Source organism: Tautonia rosea, assembly GCF_012958305.1.
GTDB lineage: Bacteria > Planctomycetota > Planctomycetia > Isosphaerales > Isosphaeraceae > Tautonia > Tautonia rosea.
On sequence record NZ_JABBYO010000004.1, the window covers coordinates 240726 to 255849 of the forward strand.

Below are 15124 nucleotides of genomic sequence, written 5' to 3' on the forward strand. Positions count from 1 at the left end.
TTTGTTGCGATGCCACACCTGACGGTCAATGGACTCAGGCTTCACATTCAACAAGCCGGCAATGGGCCTGATGTGATCCTGATTCACGGCGTCACCGGGGATCTGTCGATCTGGTTCCTCTGCCGGGCCATGCAGGCTCTACCCAGGGATTATCGCGTCACTGCCTTCGACCTGAGAGGGCATGGCTACAGCGAAGTCCCACCGTCGGGATATACGTCCGCAGATCATGCGTCAGATGTCATCGCGCTCATGGATGAGATTGGGGCCGAACGAGCCCGCCTTGTCGGACATAGCTTCGGAGCGGTGATCGCAGCCCATACGGCCGTGTTGGCTCCGGATCGGGTTGAGGCTGTCGTTCTGTCCGATCCGTATTTTCCGGCTTTGCGTCACCTCGAAGATGTGAGCCGCTGGGGACACTGGCAAAACTTCCGACGCGAAGCGGAAGATGCCGGAGTGGTCCTTTCTGATGAGCACTGGTACGACCTTGGTCAATTCTTCGATCAGGTCTTGCACTTAAACCATGAAGACATGCTCAAATTCCGTAGAGCGGTCGGCTTGCCTGGAACAGAACGCCTGCTTCGCCTCTGTCAGACGACCTGTGGTGAAGATACCAAGGTGGAAGCGGGATTGACTGTCGATCGAATTGACTCGATCCATATCCCAGTGTTGGCGCTTTACGGAGAAGCGTCCCCGTTTCTGGCAACGGCAGAGTATCTCGTGGATCATTTGCCCAACTGCCGACGGGCCCTGGTCCCCGGTGCCCAACATCGGGCACCTGAGGAGAACCCCGAAGCGTTTCTGGAGGCGTTGACACGTTTTCTCGACTCGGTCGATTCGACACGTGCTGCGGGAGACATCCGATGAGCCGTCGTCCGCCCGAAACGATCTATCTCACGGGTGCGAGTCGGGGGATCGGGCGAGCAACCGCGCTCGCGCTTGCTGAGAGGGGCCATCGTCTGGGATTGATGGATCGAGACGCGGAGGGACTCAACATACTCGCCGAGCAACTCCGTTTCTCAGAACGAGTTCACGCCGTCCGATGTGCCGATGTTACGGATCTTGGAACGGTCCGGTGCGCCACGGCAGAACTCGAAGCCGAAATCGGACCCCCCGACGTGCTGGTTGCCTGCGCAGGGGTCGGGGGACTGACCTTGTTGCCCGACCTCCAGCCTGAGGCGTTGCAGTCCATGTTGCAGGTCAACGTGGTGGGGGTGGCGTACGCAATCGATGCCGTTCTTCCTGGAATGATCGAGCGATCGCACGGACACCTGGTCGGTATTTCCAGCGTCGCTGGGTATCGCGGGATGCCCTGGATGGCGTCATACTCAGCCTCGAAGGCGGCCCTGACGACTTATCTTGAGGGACTCCGGCCCGCCTTGAAACGACGAGGCGTGACGATCACCACGGTCTATCCAGGCTTCGTCCGCACAGCGATGACCGAGGGGACACCCTTCCGCCGACCGATCCGCATGATGGAACCCGAGCAGGCAGCCGCGTATCTCGTACGGGCAATCGAACGGAAGCCTCGCGATTTCGTGTTTCCCCTGGGAACGGCATTGGGAATGGAATTTCTTCGACGAATGCCCGGTCGAGTGTACGACTGGATGATGGATCGTGCTGGGCCCAATGCGTTAACGGTCGAGTTCTGAATGATCATCAGGTTCCGAAGCGAGCTTAGGTTGATGTCACAGGCAACTCCGGCACCTCCCGACTCGACGTCGATCCTGAACGGAGTCCTTCGCTGTCTTGAATGCCGGACGCCACTCATGGGGCGTGAGACGTGTCTCTCGTGCAAACGATCCTTACCGGAACGGGGAGGGATCATTGAAGCGATTGGCCCGCTCGCGGGCCGAAACGCGATTACGGAAGCGTTTTATGGGGGACGTGGCTGGACACGATTTCGACCGTGGGAACGGACATTCCTGGCCATGCAAGGTGGGAACCGAAACGCTCGCCAACCGATCTTGAAGCACTTGCCTCGTAATCAATCGATTCGATTGCTAGAGATCGGAATCGGCGATGGGGACAACCTGGAGCTGTTGCCGGACTCCTGGGAAGTCCTGGGCATTGATCACACGAGATCGAGACTGGACGATTGCCTTCGGCGATTTCCAGGTATGTCAGGTCGGCTGGTTCGGGCCGAGGCTGAGGACTTGCCGATCGTCGATGCGAGTGTTGATGCGACCCTCTGCGTGGGTGGCTTCACGATGTTCAGCGACCATGCGGCTGCGATCCAGGAAATGCGCCGTGTGACGAAGCCGGGTGGACCCGTCGTGGTGGCCGACGAGGTTCCCTGGCTCTGCCGTATGGGAATCGGGCACCTGATTGGGGTTCCTCGGATCGACGCGGCGTGGCTTCGGTGGCTCGGGCTTGATGATTCGTTTATTGAAATGGTGTTCACGCTCCCTCAGGATCTCGATGCGATTGTGGAGGCTGCACTGCCGGGAATCGAGCGGCATCGCATCTGGGGTGGCCTGGGGTATTGCTTTGTGCACCGAGGGTAACGATCGGAACGATCCGATCGGAATGAACACGAGGAAACAGATTCATGTCAACCGTGGCCTCCCGTCCGAAAACCGAGTGGCATGCGCATGTGTGGCGTTGCGTTTCCTGTGGGGCCGATGCCACCGATCCAGGTGATGGTGGACCGATCCGCTGCTCGGCATGTAGGCATCAGTACCCTGTGCGCGAAGGGATCGTGATCGTTCGGGAAACGGTGACCGCCAACAACGAGGTCGCTCAGTCGTTCTACAACAGTCCACTCTGGCCGAAATTCCGTTTCTGGGAATGGTTCACGTTCGTCAATCTCGGAGGAGAGCGGCGTGCCCGCTCTCGTGTGTTGCGGCACTTACCCCAGGGTGAACATCTCAAGCTCTTGGATATTGCGATTGGAGATGGTGTCTATCTTCCCTGGCTTCCTGAAAGCTGGTCGGTGGTTGGGGTTGATATCTCCGAGGTCCAGCTCGACTCTTGCCGAGACACGACTGCAAAGGGGAGAGATGTCACCCTTGTGCTGGGTGAAGCGGAGGATTTGCCAGTTCGTGACAACCAGTTCGATGCCGCGCTGAGTATCGGAGCATTTAACTACTTCAATGATCCCGAACAGGCCCTTCGCGAAATGGTCCGGGCGGTGAAGCCGGGAGGAACCATCGTCGTCTCCGACGAGGTTCCGGACCTGACGGATTATCTTCCGTTTCGCAAGATCGGCCTGGCAGGTATCGAGCGATGGCTCGTCTCACGGTTCATGAACCTCGGGGAGGAATTTGCCGAAATGGTCGAGCGGCATCGGAAGCTCGACGTCGAGGCGATCGCCCGACGTGTCCTCAGTGATTGCCATTTCGAACGCATCTGGCGAGGGGTCGGTTATGTCTTCGTGGGTCGCGTGCCCGAATGATCCGGAGCACAACCGTCCCAGGCATCTTGGCATGAGGGATCGTCAATGGGATACATGCGGTTGATCGTCCGTAACTTGCGAGGCCGACCGGCCCGGACGGTCTTGACGGTCCTCGGACTGGCCGTCGCGGTCTCGGCGGTCATGTTGCTCACGGGAATCTCGTGGGGCTTCGAGCAATCGTTCCTGGCGATTTATCGCGCTCGGGGGATCGATTTGATTGTGGTCCGGGCCGGGATCAGCGATCAACTTTCCAGCAACCTGGATCAGAATCTCGAGCAAGTGATTCGAGCAATCCCGGGGGTCGCTTCCGTAGCTCCCTCACTCATGGATGCCGTCTCGTTCGAGGAGGCGAACCTTGTCAGTGTGTTGGCGAACGGCTGGGAGCCCGGCGGCTTGTTGATTGAAGGCCTGAGAATTCTCGAAGGGCGGCCGCTCGACCCGTCGGATGGGCGACAGGTGCTGCTTGGTCGGGTCCTGGCCTTGAACCTGGACAAATCCGTGGGAGACTCCGTTGACATCGCCGGTGAACCATTTCAGGTGCTCGGCATTTATGAAAGTGACAGTTTGTTCGAGTCAGGAGGTCTGGTCATGCCCTTGCCCGAGCTTCAACGCATGATGGGGCGCGAGGGCCAGGTCACCGGGTTTGTCATCGTGGCCGATCCGCAGACCGACCCGCGTGCCCTGGGTCGGGAGGTTGAGCGTCAGGTGTCCGGTGTGGCGGTGGTCCCGTCACGTGACTACGTTCAAGGAAACCTTCAACTTCGGCTTGCCCGAGCCATGGCCACCGCCACAACGATGATCGCCTTGGTGCTCGGGTCAATCGGCTTATTGAACACGATGGCCATGGCCGTGACCGAACGCACGGGTGAGATCGGGCTGTTGCGCGCCCTCGGCTGGAGACGTAGCCGGATCATCCTGCTGTTGATGGGAGAAGCCGCGGGGTTGGGCTTGCTGGGGGTGATGGGGGGAACCGTGCTCGCCATTGCGGGAGCGAGGGCACTGGTGCTTTCTCCCACCTCACGGGGCTTCATCGAACCGAACCTCTCACCGATGATTCTGGGCATCGGCGTGGCGCTCGGGATCGGATTAACCTTGCTTGGCGGCCTCTATCCGGCTGTCCGGGCTTCTCGGCTGGAACCGACCGAGGCGCTTCGCCATGACTGAGCACGATCGGAACGACCAGGTCGACCACCCCCTGCTCCGGGGTGACTCGCTGGTCAAAACCTATCCCGACGGCGACGTGAAGGCGCTTCGGGGCGTTTCGGTCTCGGTGGGAGCGGGGGAGTTCGTGGCGATCACCGGTCCGTCAGGATGCGGCAAGAGCACCTTGCTGCACCTGCTTGGTGGACTCGATCGCCCGACGTCGGGCACGGTCTCTTACAAGGGAACTCCCCTCTCGGGGCTCGACCTTGACAATTATCGAGCGTGCGAGGTTGGCTTTGTGTTTCAGGCGTTTCACCTGATCTCGACCTTAACGGCCCTGGAGAATGTCCAGATCCCGATGTTTCCCGGTGGCCGTCCCCGAGCCGAGCGTCCCAGCGTGGCGCGCAGGCTGCTTGAGGAGGTTGGCCTGCCGCATCGTGTCGGTCATTTGCCCCCCAAGCTTTCCATCGGCGAACGACAGCGGGTGGCGATCGCCCGGGCCCTCGCCAACGAACCGTCTCTGCTGCTGGCCGACGAGCCGACGGGGAACCTTGACTCACGGTCCCAGCAGGAGATCCTTGACCTGCTCGCCAAGCTCCGGGCCGAGCGGTCGATCACCTTGCTGATTGTGACCCATAGTCCCGAGGTCGCTGCTGCAGCCGATCGTGAAATTCGCATGAAGGACGGGCAGATTGTTTCCTCTTGACCATATCGATGGGTTCGCTCGTGAGGTTCGCCCGGGATCAGGGGGAGAACTCCTTCGAATTCCTCCTCGGGAAGGTGTCGCTGTCGTCTGTCTGATTGCGAGTGATCAACAGACCCCCTCAGGAACCAAGATGAGCCGGGATTGTTCGGCATTGAAATCCGTTCGATGAGGGACGTTTTGGTGTTGCGACCGAACATTTTCTTCGTGCAGACGTAAAAAGCACCAAAAGATTCGGTCGTGCCGAGCGTATACACTAAGGTTGGTCAACCTCGGCCGTTTCGAAAAGAGTCGGAGAACCTGACGGCCTGTCGGAGTGTCTCTTGCTTCGAGCCAAGCGGCTTGCCCCTGTCGGGTGGTGTCGGCAAGGCTGAATCGTGTGAAGGACTGTTTCCATGCCAAATCAATCTTCGAACAACCATGTGGCTGATGGTCCCGCAGCCGCGTTACGGGACCTTGCTTCCCAAGCTTATCGGGTGTTGAGAGTCGAATCGCCGCAAGACAGGCTCGAAGTTCTCGCCTTGCTCGACCAGATCGGTGAGGTGCGTCGGGTGTTCGAGCAGGACGCCAATGGTCAGTTGCTCGACTGGTTCGACCAACTGGAGGTTCGGGTGGGCGGATTGCTCGACGAGTGCGATCCGGACATTCTCTATCCCTCGACCGATCCTTCGCACTGTCACGAAGTTGGCGTCGCGTGACGCCCGGAGTCGTTGCCGATCTGGTCGGCTCGACTCCGATCCCTTTCGCGACTTGCCTTGCATTGCCGTGACGTGCCGATCCTGCCTTGCTCCTCCTTTTTGCCTGCCCTCCTCCGACTCCCTCCTCTCGGGTCTTCTTCTGAGTCGAACGTTTTCTTCAATAGGTCGCACCGGCCTGGGGGTCTCGATCTGCGCCGAGGAACCGAGATCGGTTCCTCGGGTGGCAATCTTCTGTCTGCGGGGGTTTGCCAGTCAGGAATCTTGTCCTCGCCCGAACTTACGGAGTGGCCTGGGTTTGTTCCGAAAGGAAGGCCAGCAGGTCGGCGGCTTGCTGAGGCGTGAGTGGGGCCAGGAGTCCTTCGGGCATCAGGGACTGAGGGATGGTCTTGAGCTCCTCCACCTCATCGGCAGAGACCCTGAGCGTTTGGCCCTTTGCATCCTTCAAGGCGACACCCTGTGCGGTTTGCTCCACGAGCATTCCTGTGAGAATTTGCCCGTCTGTGGTGGCCAGAAGATAGCTGACGTAGGGCGGTTCGACCGTCGCCGACGGCTGCACGATATGGTGCATTAACTCCTGGCGCGAGTACTTCGCGCCGATGCCGTCGAGATCGGGGCCGACCATCGTGCCTTCCCCATTGATCCGGTGGCAGGTCCGGCACTGGGCCTCGTTCCCTTCAAGAAAGAGTCGACGGCCACGATCGGTGTCTCCTGTCAGCGAGAGCAGGGCGATTCCATCGAACGATTCGCCAAGCCGCTCCAGGCGATCCGAGGCGGGAACGAACCGCTCGAACAGGTCGCGGACTTCGACCGAGGGGGCCGTGCGGGCCATCGCCACCAGTTCTTCGACGACCGGAGGAGCGATGGCTCCCTCGTCGATCCGTCGAAGCAGGGCCAGGGCACCTCGAACGCTGGCGCTCGCCTGTGCAAATGCGGCGGCTCGGGTGACGGGGTCGGTCCCTTCGGCCCGGCAAAGGACGTCCAGGCCTTCGGAAACCTCGGCCGAAAGGCTGCGGAACGGATCGGCCGGCGCTTCTGACTCTCCCTCATCGGTCAGGCCGGCGATCCAGCGGTGCATGAGGTCGAGCGCCCGGACATCCACTTCCGACGAGCCGACGCGGGGCATTCGACCTGCCCCCAGCTTGGCCATGCGGAAGAGCACGAGGGAGCCGAACGGGTCGCCCGGTGCGACGATCCGGGCATCGTCGATGCCGAAGCTCCCCTGGACCGGTTCGACGCCAAGCATCCCTGTCTCCGCCAGCGATCGATCAAAAGTAAGGTTCAAATTAGCGGATCCCCCTGCCCCGAACCGGTGGCAATGGGCGCAATTGACCTGAAGGTACGAGCGGGCCCGAGTGTCGAGGTCAAGGGCCTCGTTGTATGGATTGGCCAGCCTCGGGAGTGCCTCAGGACCCTCGGGCAGCGGCTCCTGAAACAGCCCAAGGTGCTCGAACATGCGAATCTGTTCGACCGTCTGCCCCTCTCCGGCCGTGGTTGTGTTGAGTTGCAGCGTGTTGGCCGTCAGTGGGGTGGCCGACTGTCGGCCGAACAGCAACCCCTCTCCGGCCCACGGATTGTGGCAGAGCAAGCATTCCGAGCGAGGGGCGATTCGGTGGGTGATCGTCCGGGAATCGTCGAGCGTGATCGTCACCGATTCCCCCTCGGGGCCGACGAGAGTGGCGTCGGTCTGTTCCTCATTCCAACGGTATGAGTATGCTCGCCAACGCTCGTCTTCGAGGTGCAACACCTGCGTTTCCAGCCGCCTCGGAGCGGAATCGGAGGAACCTTCGGAGGTGGCATCCACGTCGAGCAGGACCGTTCGGGCAAAGACCGAGCCGTCGGGGTAGGTCCAGAGGCCGTCTCGGGTCCAGGTAATTCGGTCGAGGTTCGGCACGGCCATGAGTCGGTCGGCGTCGGTGCCATCGCTCCAGACCGGGGCGTTGATCTGATAGCGCAGTACGCCGGGGGCCGGTTCCAGATCGGCGACCGAGGCGAACAGACCGGTTTCGCTCAGTCGTCGGGGAAATTGCACGTTCGGCTCTGCGGCGTCTGGGTTCGGAACGAGTCGATAAATGCGGTTCGTCTGTTCGTAATCGAGCAGGTAAAGCTCGCCCGATCGGTCTTCACCGAAGGCAACCAGCCGCAACGGTGTCTCGGCCAAGACCTCGTGCCAGGTCACGGCCTCACCATCGAAGCGAAGACCCCATAGCGTGCCGGTCTGGAAGTCGCCGTAGATGTAGGCCCCCCGAAGCTCGGCCAGGCGATCGCCTCGGTAGACGAACCCGCCCGTTACCGAGGCAGCCTCGGAGTGCGGGTGATCGACAATCGGGGGAGAGATCGGCGTCGGGCCTCTCGGAGCGTCGGGCATGACCGGCTGACGGCCTTCCATGATGCTCCAGCCGTAGTTGCCACCTCGCTCGATGCGGTGAACCAGCTCCCAGAGTTCCCATCCCACGTCGCCGAGCCAGAGGTCGCCCCCTTCGCGGTCGAAGCTCATGCGCCAGGGATTGCGGAAGCCATAAGCCCAGATCTCCGGACGGGCGCCGGGCAGGTCCACGAACGGGTTGTCCGGAGGCACCCGATAGGCGAGCCCGGCGTCCTGAGCGTCCACGTCAATGCGCAAGACCTTCGACATCAAGGTCGTCATGTCCTGCCCAGCCAGGAACGGGTCGGGAGGACTCGGCGCCGCCCCGTCTCCGCTGGAGATGTACAGATAGCCGTCGATCGGGCTGAACTTCAACGAGCCGCCGTTGTGACCTCCCGAGTACCAGGTGATCAGAATGCGTTCGCTGTCCGGATCGACCCGAAGGGGATCGTTCGAGTTGACCCGGAACTCGGAGACGCGGGTGCCGTCCTCCTCGTCGTGGCCGATCGTATAGCAGACGAACAGGCGGCCGTTCTGTGCAAACTCCGGGTGGAAGGCCAGACCATAAAGATTCGTAAACCTAGGATGTCGAGGTCTGACGTCGAACATCACATCCGTTGTGACTGCTTGCAATGGGTCGTCCGGAAAGGTCAGGATCTTGCCCCCCAGCTCGGCGATGGCCAGGCGATTGGTCCCCGGCACGGAAACCAGCTCGACCGGTCGGTCGAAGGTCAGGTGCGGGAACGCCACCTCCACCGAGTACGGCCGAGGCGGTTCGGGAGAGCCGACCATCCGGGACGTCGTCCAGGGAAACCGCTCCTGGGCGTCGGAGTCGTTGGAAACGGTCTGAGGGGGAGCGTGAGCTTCGGCCGTGATCGTTGAGGCGGACGGTTCATCGAGGTTCCTACCCTCGGCACCCAGCAACGCTATTGCAGCGAAGAAAGGTCCGATGGCGATTCCGATGGGCCAGATCCCTCGTCTCATGGCGATTGGTCTCACTCGTCCGCATCGATGCGAATAGGGGGGCGGAATTGATGATCCCGTCCAGGCTCGGACAGGTGCGATGTGTCAGATTGGGGACCAAAGGTGAGTGGTTCGAAGCAATAGCTCACGTAACGATGAACACGAAACCTCATCGTACGCCGCCACTCGACGCGAGTCGAGCCGCTGCGGAACGGCTTTCGGAATCCTCCGGTCTGGCTTCGATCACGAGGCGGTACCAGGCTAGCGCTTCCCGAAGCCTTCCCGATCGCTCGCGTTGGTGGGCAATCCGACGAAACAGTTCAGCGTGTTGCGGATCACCAAGATTCGCAAGGCGATTGGCCTCGTCGTAGAGTGACGGAACCTCGCTCTTCGACTGCTCGGCCGATTCCAGCATTGCCGCGAGTTGATCAGCCTCGGCGTGATCTCCCGAGAGGCGTAGGGCCCGGCTCAGGCGGTAAATCAGGCGGAGATCTTCGGGTGCCTCCTCAACCGCGTGTCGGTAGAACAACGCCGCGCCGTTCCAGTCTCCGCGTTCCTGAGCCACCCGCCCCCGGTGCCTTGCGAATCGAGGCGATTCGGCCAGAACGGACGGCAGCAAGGCAATCGTCTCTGCCATCAGATCCAGCTCCCCCGCATCGTCGAGTCCTGTCAGCAGGGCATCCCAGGCATCGACATCTTCGGGTCGGCGTTGCACCTCGGCCCGGAGCAGGGCGAGTCCTTCCTGCGCCCGGCTGTCTCGGACCAGGGCGAGGCCCAGAGCGATGACTGCGTGAAGGTCGTCCGGGGCCTGTTCCACGACCGGCTCGAACCGCTCGACGACCGCACCTGGCGCGAGCGGCATCACGTCTTGGCGGACCAGCTCCAGCAAGAGCTGAACACGATCATGAGGGTCGGGCTCAACCTCGTGCAGTTGCAAGGCGAGACGTTGGCCGTCAGCCTCTCGGCCCTGCAGATAATAGAGATCGAGCAGTGACCAGCCTGCCTCGGGAACGGTCGGATCAAGCCGAATCGCGTCGAGCCAGGCTGCCTCAGCCTCGCCCGTCCGCTGGCGGTAATAGCTGGCTTTGCCTCGGTACAAGGCAGCGATTGCTGCCAGTGCCGGCTCTTCGAATTGAACCTGACGCAGATGGTCCGCCGCCCGATTCGCCCGATCAAGCCGGAGTTCCGCCCCTTCCTTTCCTTCTGGAACAGGACGATCGAGGAGCAATTGAGCCGCGAGCAAATGGGCCCGGGGATCGGAACCTCTTGCCTTGATTGAAGCGTTGATGCGTTCCTCCGCCTCGTCGAAGCGTCCAGCCGCCGCAAGCGCCGCCGCGTCTTCAAACGTTGGAGAGGGTCGGAGCATCACCCAGCCGGCCAGGCCGATTCCTGCAAGCAAGGCCACCCAGCACAGGGCGATCGCAACGGAACCGAACCCGAGTCGAGCACTCATTCGGCACGCTCCCGGGGCATCACCCGATCTCGATCGTCGAGGGTTTCGAACACGCGGTGATGCTGATCGATTGCCGGTTCCGACAGCTCGGATTGACCACCACCAGGCCACTGAATGACCAGGCGGTCAATGCGATCGGCTTCACCAAGACCAATCAAAATGCGCGGATCATTGGAAGAGAGATAGCTGCCACCCCCCTTGACGAGGCGTCGGATAACCCGATCGCTCAGGTGAACCTCGACCGAGGCCCCGACGATCGGCCGGTTCCCCGCGCCGATCAACTCCAACCGGACCCAGTGGCCGGGGTCCGATTCGTTCAGGAGGACCGATGGGGGACCGTCCATGCGATTGACGACGATGTCCAGATCGCCGTCGTTGTCCAGGTCGCCGAAGGCGGCCCCCCGGAGAACGTGTAACGCCCCGAAGAACGGGCCAGGACCGTTGACCCGCTGGAAGCGGCCGGTGCCCAGATTTCGCCAGACCTTCGAGGGTTCGGCGTACGATACCTCCTGTCCGAGGGCGGGCAAGTTATCATCCACATGTCCGTTGAAAACGATCAGATCGGGGCAGCCGTCGTTGTCCAGGTCGGCCAGGGCACAGGCCCAGCCGACCTCGGGCATGGAATCGTTCACAATGCCGGCCCAGGCGCTCACGTCGTGAAACAAACCGTCACCGAGGTTCCGGTACAGGGTGTTGTAATCGCCTCGAAAGTTGGTGACAACCAGCTCCGGCAGGCCGTCTCCGGTGATGTCCTCGGCATCGACCCCCATCCCGGCCTGATCAAAGCCGGATTCGGATCGTGACGCCCCGGAGAGTTCGGTCACGTCCTCGAAGGTTCCATCACCCCGGTTCAGGAAGAGAAAGTTCGGGCAGAGGTCGTTGGCAACATAAAGATCGGGCAACGTATCGCCGTTCAGGTCCGCGGCGACAACCCCAAGCCCACGTCCGTCAAGCCGGAGAATGCCGCTTGATTCCGTCATGTCTTCAAACGTGCCGTCGCCGCGATTGCGGAGCAAATCATGGCGATCCGGTGTAATCGAGAGGGGAGAGCAATATGTGCGGACCCCCTTCGCCTCGTCACCACAGAAACGTTTGGCGTCGTCTTCGGACCAGCGGCCATATCGTGTCACATAAAGATCAAGGTGTCCGTCTCCGTCGTAGTCGAGCACTGCAGCACCCGAGTGCCAACCGTCGAGATCGGCCCCCGAGCCGGCGCTGACGTCACGGAAGGTGCCGTCGCCGTTGTTCAGGAAAAGCATGTTCGGGCCAAGGTTCGCAAGGTACAGATCCGGCGTTCCGTCGCCATCGAAGTCGCCCACCACAACACCATGACAGAATCCTCGTACGCCAACCCCGGCCGGTTCGGTCACGTCTTCAAATCGACCGTTGCCGAGATTCCGATAGAGGCGATTCCCGACCGCATCCGAGGAGACGTCCATCGGAAGTTCTCGGGTCGAGCAAAAATAGAGGTCGAGATTCCCATCACCATCGTAGTCGAGCATCGCCACCCCGCTGCCGTTAGCCGTCGGGAAGTACTTCTCGACGCTATTACCGCTCCGGTGGACAAAGTCGATCCCTGTCTCGGCCGTGACTTCGCGGAACCGGATCGTCCCCACCTGTTCCGGGGGCGGTTGAAACTCGGGAAGTCTCGGTGCATTCGGGTCGAGAAACCCCATTCCCGAGCCCGCAGCCTCAGACCGAACGTCCTTCGAGGCATCCCGGCGTCCGACCCCCACGTCTCCCTCCGAATCCGGCCCGGTAGGTTGACACGCGGGAAGACAGAGCAGAATCAGACCGCAGACGATCGAACCAAAAGGCGATCGAGGCCAGTATCGACTCGTGATGGGACGTGAAACGCCGACTATGATTTGCATCATCACCGCGCTCAGGGGGACTGCGGAGCTGTTCCGGATTTGCGTTGATTGGCCAGACGTTGATAGTGTTCGGCCTTCTCCCGTTGACCAAGCCGTCGGTAGGCAAGGCTCAGCCCGTAGCACGGTTCCGGAGCCTCAGGAGCGAGTTCCGCAGCCTTGCCCAGAAGCCGCACCGCCTCGTTCGGATCTCCGTCTCGCAACGCCGCGTTGCCCAGATTCAGCCAGGGGCTCGGCAGTCCGGGATCCCAGGAAGAGGCCAGTTGCCAGCACTGAACCGCCTGGTCAAGTTTCCCTTCATGCTCATAGCAGCGAGCGAGTAAATCCATGAAGCTCGCATCTTCCGGATGGTCGTTGAGGGCACGACGAAGATGACGAGATGCGTCGGAGGAGCGACCCAGATTCAAGAGACTGTTGGCCAGGTATCCCCAGAACATTTGTCGAGGATTGAGCGGCATCTCGACCAGATTCGGGTCGAGCGTCAAGACCTGTTCAAACTCCTCGGCCGATTCCTCGAACACCCCGCCGTTATAGGCGATCACGCCCTTCAGGGTATGGCCGATGACCGCGCCGTCGGCAATCCCAATCAGTCGATCCGCAAGTCGAGTTGCCTCAGGAACATTGTCCCGAGCGATTTCCAGGGCAGCCAACCGCCGAAGCGCAAGCACATCCTCGGGTGCCTGATCAAGAAGTTGGCGATAGATTTCCGCTGCCTCGTCACGCCGCCCTATGTTGAGGAAACCATCAGCTCGGGCGTGGAGGTCTTCTGTCCCGAACGGTGGACCCGCGCGTTCGAACAGGGGTTCGGCTCGATCAATCCGGGACATACGGCTCAAACTGCGAGCAGCCAGTAACAGCGCCTGGCGATCGTTGGGCTGTTGCTTGAGCACCTCCAGGGCCGCTCGGTGTGCCTTCGGATAGGCGTTCAACGCATAAGCGTCTTCCCCCGAACTTAAGAGGTCGGACCGCGCCTTGGACCGGATTACCGCTGCCGAAGCTGCGACCACCAGGGCAAGACCCATCAGCGTGGCCAGCGCAATGGCGGCTCTCCTATGCATCATGCAACTCGCTGGGCTCGAACACGAGACGCGATGTCGAACAGACTCTGACCGAATCGTGAAACATCGGTCTGGGATTGTTCAGACGCCCGGGGGGCAAGAAAGCATGCCCCCCGGGCGCGTGCGTTCAGAACTCACGAATGCGAAGATCAGAACTGATCTGCGCTGATGACCTCGCCCCCGGCGACTGTGCCGAGCGCGGCCCAGGTCACAGGATTGACGGTGGACTTCACGAAGCGAACCGTGCCGTCCATGAACAGGACGTTCACGCCGCCGGGGTGCTGTGAGCTGGCCGCAAGCGCATTGAGTGCGGCGGCTCCCGGCTGGCCAACCCCGGGATAGTAACATGCCCGGCGATTCGGGGTTTGCGTATGAGAATACGTGCACGACTGTCCCGAAGGCCACCAGTCACCCTTCCAGGTCCAGTTCCTGGTCAATCCGCCCTGTTGGCAGTCGATCCCCTGCTGAACGTCCTGGTTCACCTGGCCCGCGTAGGCCGTCGCTGCGGTCGGCGAGGTGTAGGTCTGGAGGAGACCATCGGCCGACTGTGCCGGTGGCAAGCCGTCTCCCTTGATCCACTCGCTAAAGATCGCGGTGTTGCTCGTGCCGTCTCGGAACGAAGCGATCGTAATGACCCGTTCGGCATTGAGCGCCGGTCGGCTCGAGAATCGAGGATCCGCCGTCGAAATGTTCCAGCCGGGGAAGTAGGCCGGTCCGTTCAATTGTCCCGGTCCCGTGGGAGCCCGATACGGGTTTGTCCCCACGTTGAACGGATAGCTGAACCCACCGATCAACTGAATCGGTCCGCCCGGAAAGAAGGCCATCCCGGTGAGATTGCCCTGGCCCTCGTCTGACGGACAAAGGAACGAGTTGATCTGGTTTGCCACGGCCGAGGCATTGGCAACTGTCCAGTAAGTGCCCGCCGCGGTGGAGCCGTTGAACGACGGAACGAGGTTTCCTCCCGGACCTCCCCAGCGCTCACCAAAGTTCCAGTTGATCGTGTTGTAAATCGTTCCCAGTTCCAGGAATGGCAGGAGCCGGGAGTGGACCGACCACTGCTGGCCCGCATTATCTCCCCCGAGCGGACTCGGGGCATAGCAAATCATGGTAGGAGGCAATGAGCTGTTGGCCGACTCGTAATTGGCCATCGCCAGCCCAAGCTGCTTCAGATTGTTCGTACACTGTGCCCGGCGAGCGGCCTCTCGGGCACTCTGAACGGCCGGCAGCAATAGCGCGATCAAGACCCCAATGATGGCGATGACCACCAGCAACTCAATCAAGGTAAACCCTTGGCGTTGGCGAATCATAAAAAAGCCCTCTTATAGGGAATCGATTCTTCGAAGTAACGCTCTGTCGTTGCATCTGTCACCCGGCCCAACCGAACCAGGGCGGTTGGCGACACACCAACCCCGATGCCGGGAGGGGCTGCTCATCCTCCGTCGGATTGCATGGCCCCATTCGCCGAAGTCTCCCCGTTGT

12 protein-coding genes are annotated in these 15124 nt (G+C 61.2%); 7 read left to right on the forward strand and 5 right to left on the reverse strand.

The window, feature by feature from the left end; genetic code table 11:
- The first annotated feature begins 9 nt into the window (after positions 1-9).
- The 7 genes from HG800_RS08570 to HG800_RS08600 all read left to right on the forward strand — a co-directional run bounded on the left by HG800_RS08570 (position 10) and on the right by HG800_RS08600 (position 5938).
- The gene (locus HG800_RS08570) at positions 10-864 is read left to right on the forward strand and encodes an alpha/beta fold hydrolase (RefSeq protein ID WP_169975809.1); all 855 of its coding nucleotides are present in this window, start codon (positions 10-12) and stop codon (positions 862-864) included.
- Positions 861-1649: an SDR family NAD(P)-dependent oxidoreductase gene (locus HG800_RS08575; RefSeq protein ID WP_169975811.1), complete on the forward strand. Its 789-nt coding sequence runs from the start codon at positions 861-863 to the stop codon at positions 1647-1649. The genes HG800_RS08570 and HG800_RS08575 overlap by 4 nt, the downstream gene beginning before the upstream one ends.
- 279 nt (positions 1650-1928) lie before the next feature.
- Positions 1929-2504 carry a class I SAM-dependent methyltransferase gene (locus HG800_RS08580; protein WP_235963527.1) on the forward strand — a complete coding sequence of 192 codons (576 nt, stop codon included), beginning with the start codon at positions 1929-1931 and terminating at the stop codon, positions 2502-2504.
- A gap of 44 nt (positions 2505-2548) precedes the next feature.
- On the forward strand, positions 2549-3394 hold the full coding sequence (locus HG800_RS08585) for a class I SAM-dependent methyltransferase (protein ID WP_169975815.1): 846 nt from the start codon (positions 2549-2551) through the stop codon (positions 3392-3394).
- A 45-nt stretch (positions 3395-3439) separates the two neighbouring features.
- The gene (locus HG800_RS08590; protein WP_169975817.1) at positions 3440-4558 is read left to right on the forward strand and encodes an ABC transporter permease; all 1119 of its coding nucleotides are present in this window, start codon (positions 3440-3442) and stop codon (positions 4556-4558) included.
- Positions 4551-5243 carry an ABC transporter ATP-binding protein gene (locus HG800_RS08595; RefSeq protein WP_169975819.1) on the forward strand — a complete coding sequence of 231 codons (693 nt, stop codon included), beginning with the start codon at positions 4551-4553 and terminating at the stop codon, positions 5241-5243. The genes HG800_RS08590 and HG800_RS08595 overlap by 8 nt, the downstream gene beginning before the upstream one ends.
- A 392-nt stretch (positions 5244-5635) precedes the next feature.
- Positions 5636-5938 (forward strand): hypothetical protein, encoded by a 303-nt coding sequence (locus HG800_RS08600; protein WP_169975821.1) that lies wholly within the window; start codon positions 5636-5638, stop codon positions 5936-5938.
- A 277-nt stretch (positions 5939-6215) separates the two neighbouring features.
- On the opposite strand, the gene HG800_RS08605 is transcribed toward HG800_RS08600, so the two are convergent.
- The 5 genes from HG800_RS08605 to HG800_RS08625 all read right to left on the reverse strand — a co-directional run bounded on the left by HG800_RS08605 (position 6216) and on the right by HG800_RS08625 (position 14952).
- Positions 6216-9284: a PQQ-dependent sugar dehydrogenase gene (locus HG800_RS08605; protein WP_169975823.1), complete on the reverse strand. Its 3069-nt coding sequence runs from the start codon at positions 9282-9284 to the stop codon at positions 6216-6218.
- Positions 9285-9432: 148 nt separating this feature from the next.
- Complete coding sequence (locus tag HG800_RS08610; protein WP_169975826.1) at positions 9433-10716, reverse strand: tetratricopeptide repeat protein; 1284 nt, start codon at positions 10714-10716, stop codon at positions 9433-9435.
- Complete coding sequence (locus tag HG800_RS08615) at positions 10713-12452, reverse strand: CRTAC1 family protein (protein WP_169975828.1); 1740 nt, start codon at positions 12450-12452, stop codon at positions 10713-10715. The genes HG800_RS08610 and HG800_RS08615 overlap by 4 nt, the downstream gene beginning before the upstream one ends.
- Positions 12453-12601: 149 nt before the next feature.
- A complete protein-coding gene (locus tag HG800_RS08620; RefSeq protein ID WP_169975830.1) occupies positions 12602-13648 on the reverse strand; it encodes a tetratricopeptide repeat protein in 1047 nt (348 codons plus the stop codon).
- Between the two features lie 146 nt (positions 13649-13794).
- Positions 13795-14952: a DUF1559 family PulG-like putative transporter gene (locus tag HG800_RS08625; RefSeq protein WP_169975832.1), complete on the reverse strand. Its 1158-nt coding sequence runs from the start codon at positions 14950-14952 to the stop codon at positions 13795-13797.
- Between the last annotated feature and the right edge of the window lie 172 nt (positions 14953-15124).

Coding starts and splice junctions, on each gene's coding strand:
- HG800_RS08570 (WP_169975809.1), top strand. CDS start 10: ATGCCACACCTGACGGTCAATGGACTCAGGCTTCACATTCAACAAGCC.
- HG800_RS08575 (WP_169975811.1), top strand. CDS start 861: ATGAGCCGTCGTCCGCCCGAAACGATCTATCTCACGGGTGCGAGTCGG.
- HG800_RS08580 (WP_235963527.1), top strand. CDS start 1,929: ATGCAAGGTGGGAACCGAAACGCTCGCCAACCGATCTTGAAGCACTTG.
- HG800_RS08585 (WP_169975815.1), top strand. CDS start 2,549: ATGTCAACCGTGGCCTCCCGTCCGAAAACCGAGTGGCATGCGCATGTG.
- HG800_RS08590 (WP_169975817.1), top strand. CDS start 3,440: ATGGGATACATGCGGTTGATCGTCCGTAACTTGCGAGGCCGACCGGCC.
- HG800_RS08595 (WP_169975819.1), top strand. CDS start 4,551: ATGACTGAGCACGATCGGAACGACCAGGTCGACCACCCCCTGCTCCGG.
- HG800_RS08600 (WP_169975821.1), top strand. CDS start 5,636: ATGCCAAATCAATCTTCGAACAACCATGTGGCTGATGGTCCCGCAGCC.
- HG800_RS08605 (WP_169975823.1), bottom strand. CDS start 9,284: ATGAGACGAGGGATCTGGCCCATCGGAATCGCCATCGGACCTTTCTTC.
- HG800_RS08610 (WP_169975826.1), bottom strand. CDS start 10,716: ATGAGTGCTCGACTCGGGTTCGGTTCCGTTGCGATCGCCCTGTGCTGG.
- HG800_RS08620 (WP_169975830.1), bottom strand. CDS start 13,648: ATGATGCATAGGAGAGCCGCCATTGCGCTGGCCACGCTGATGGGTCTT.
- HG800_RS08625 (WP_169975832.1), bottom strand. CDS start 14,952: ATGATTCGCCAACGCCAAGGGTTTACCTTGATTGAGTTGCTGGTGGTC.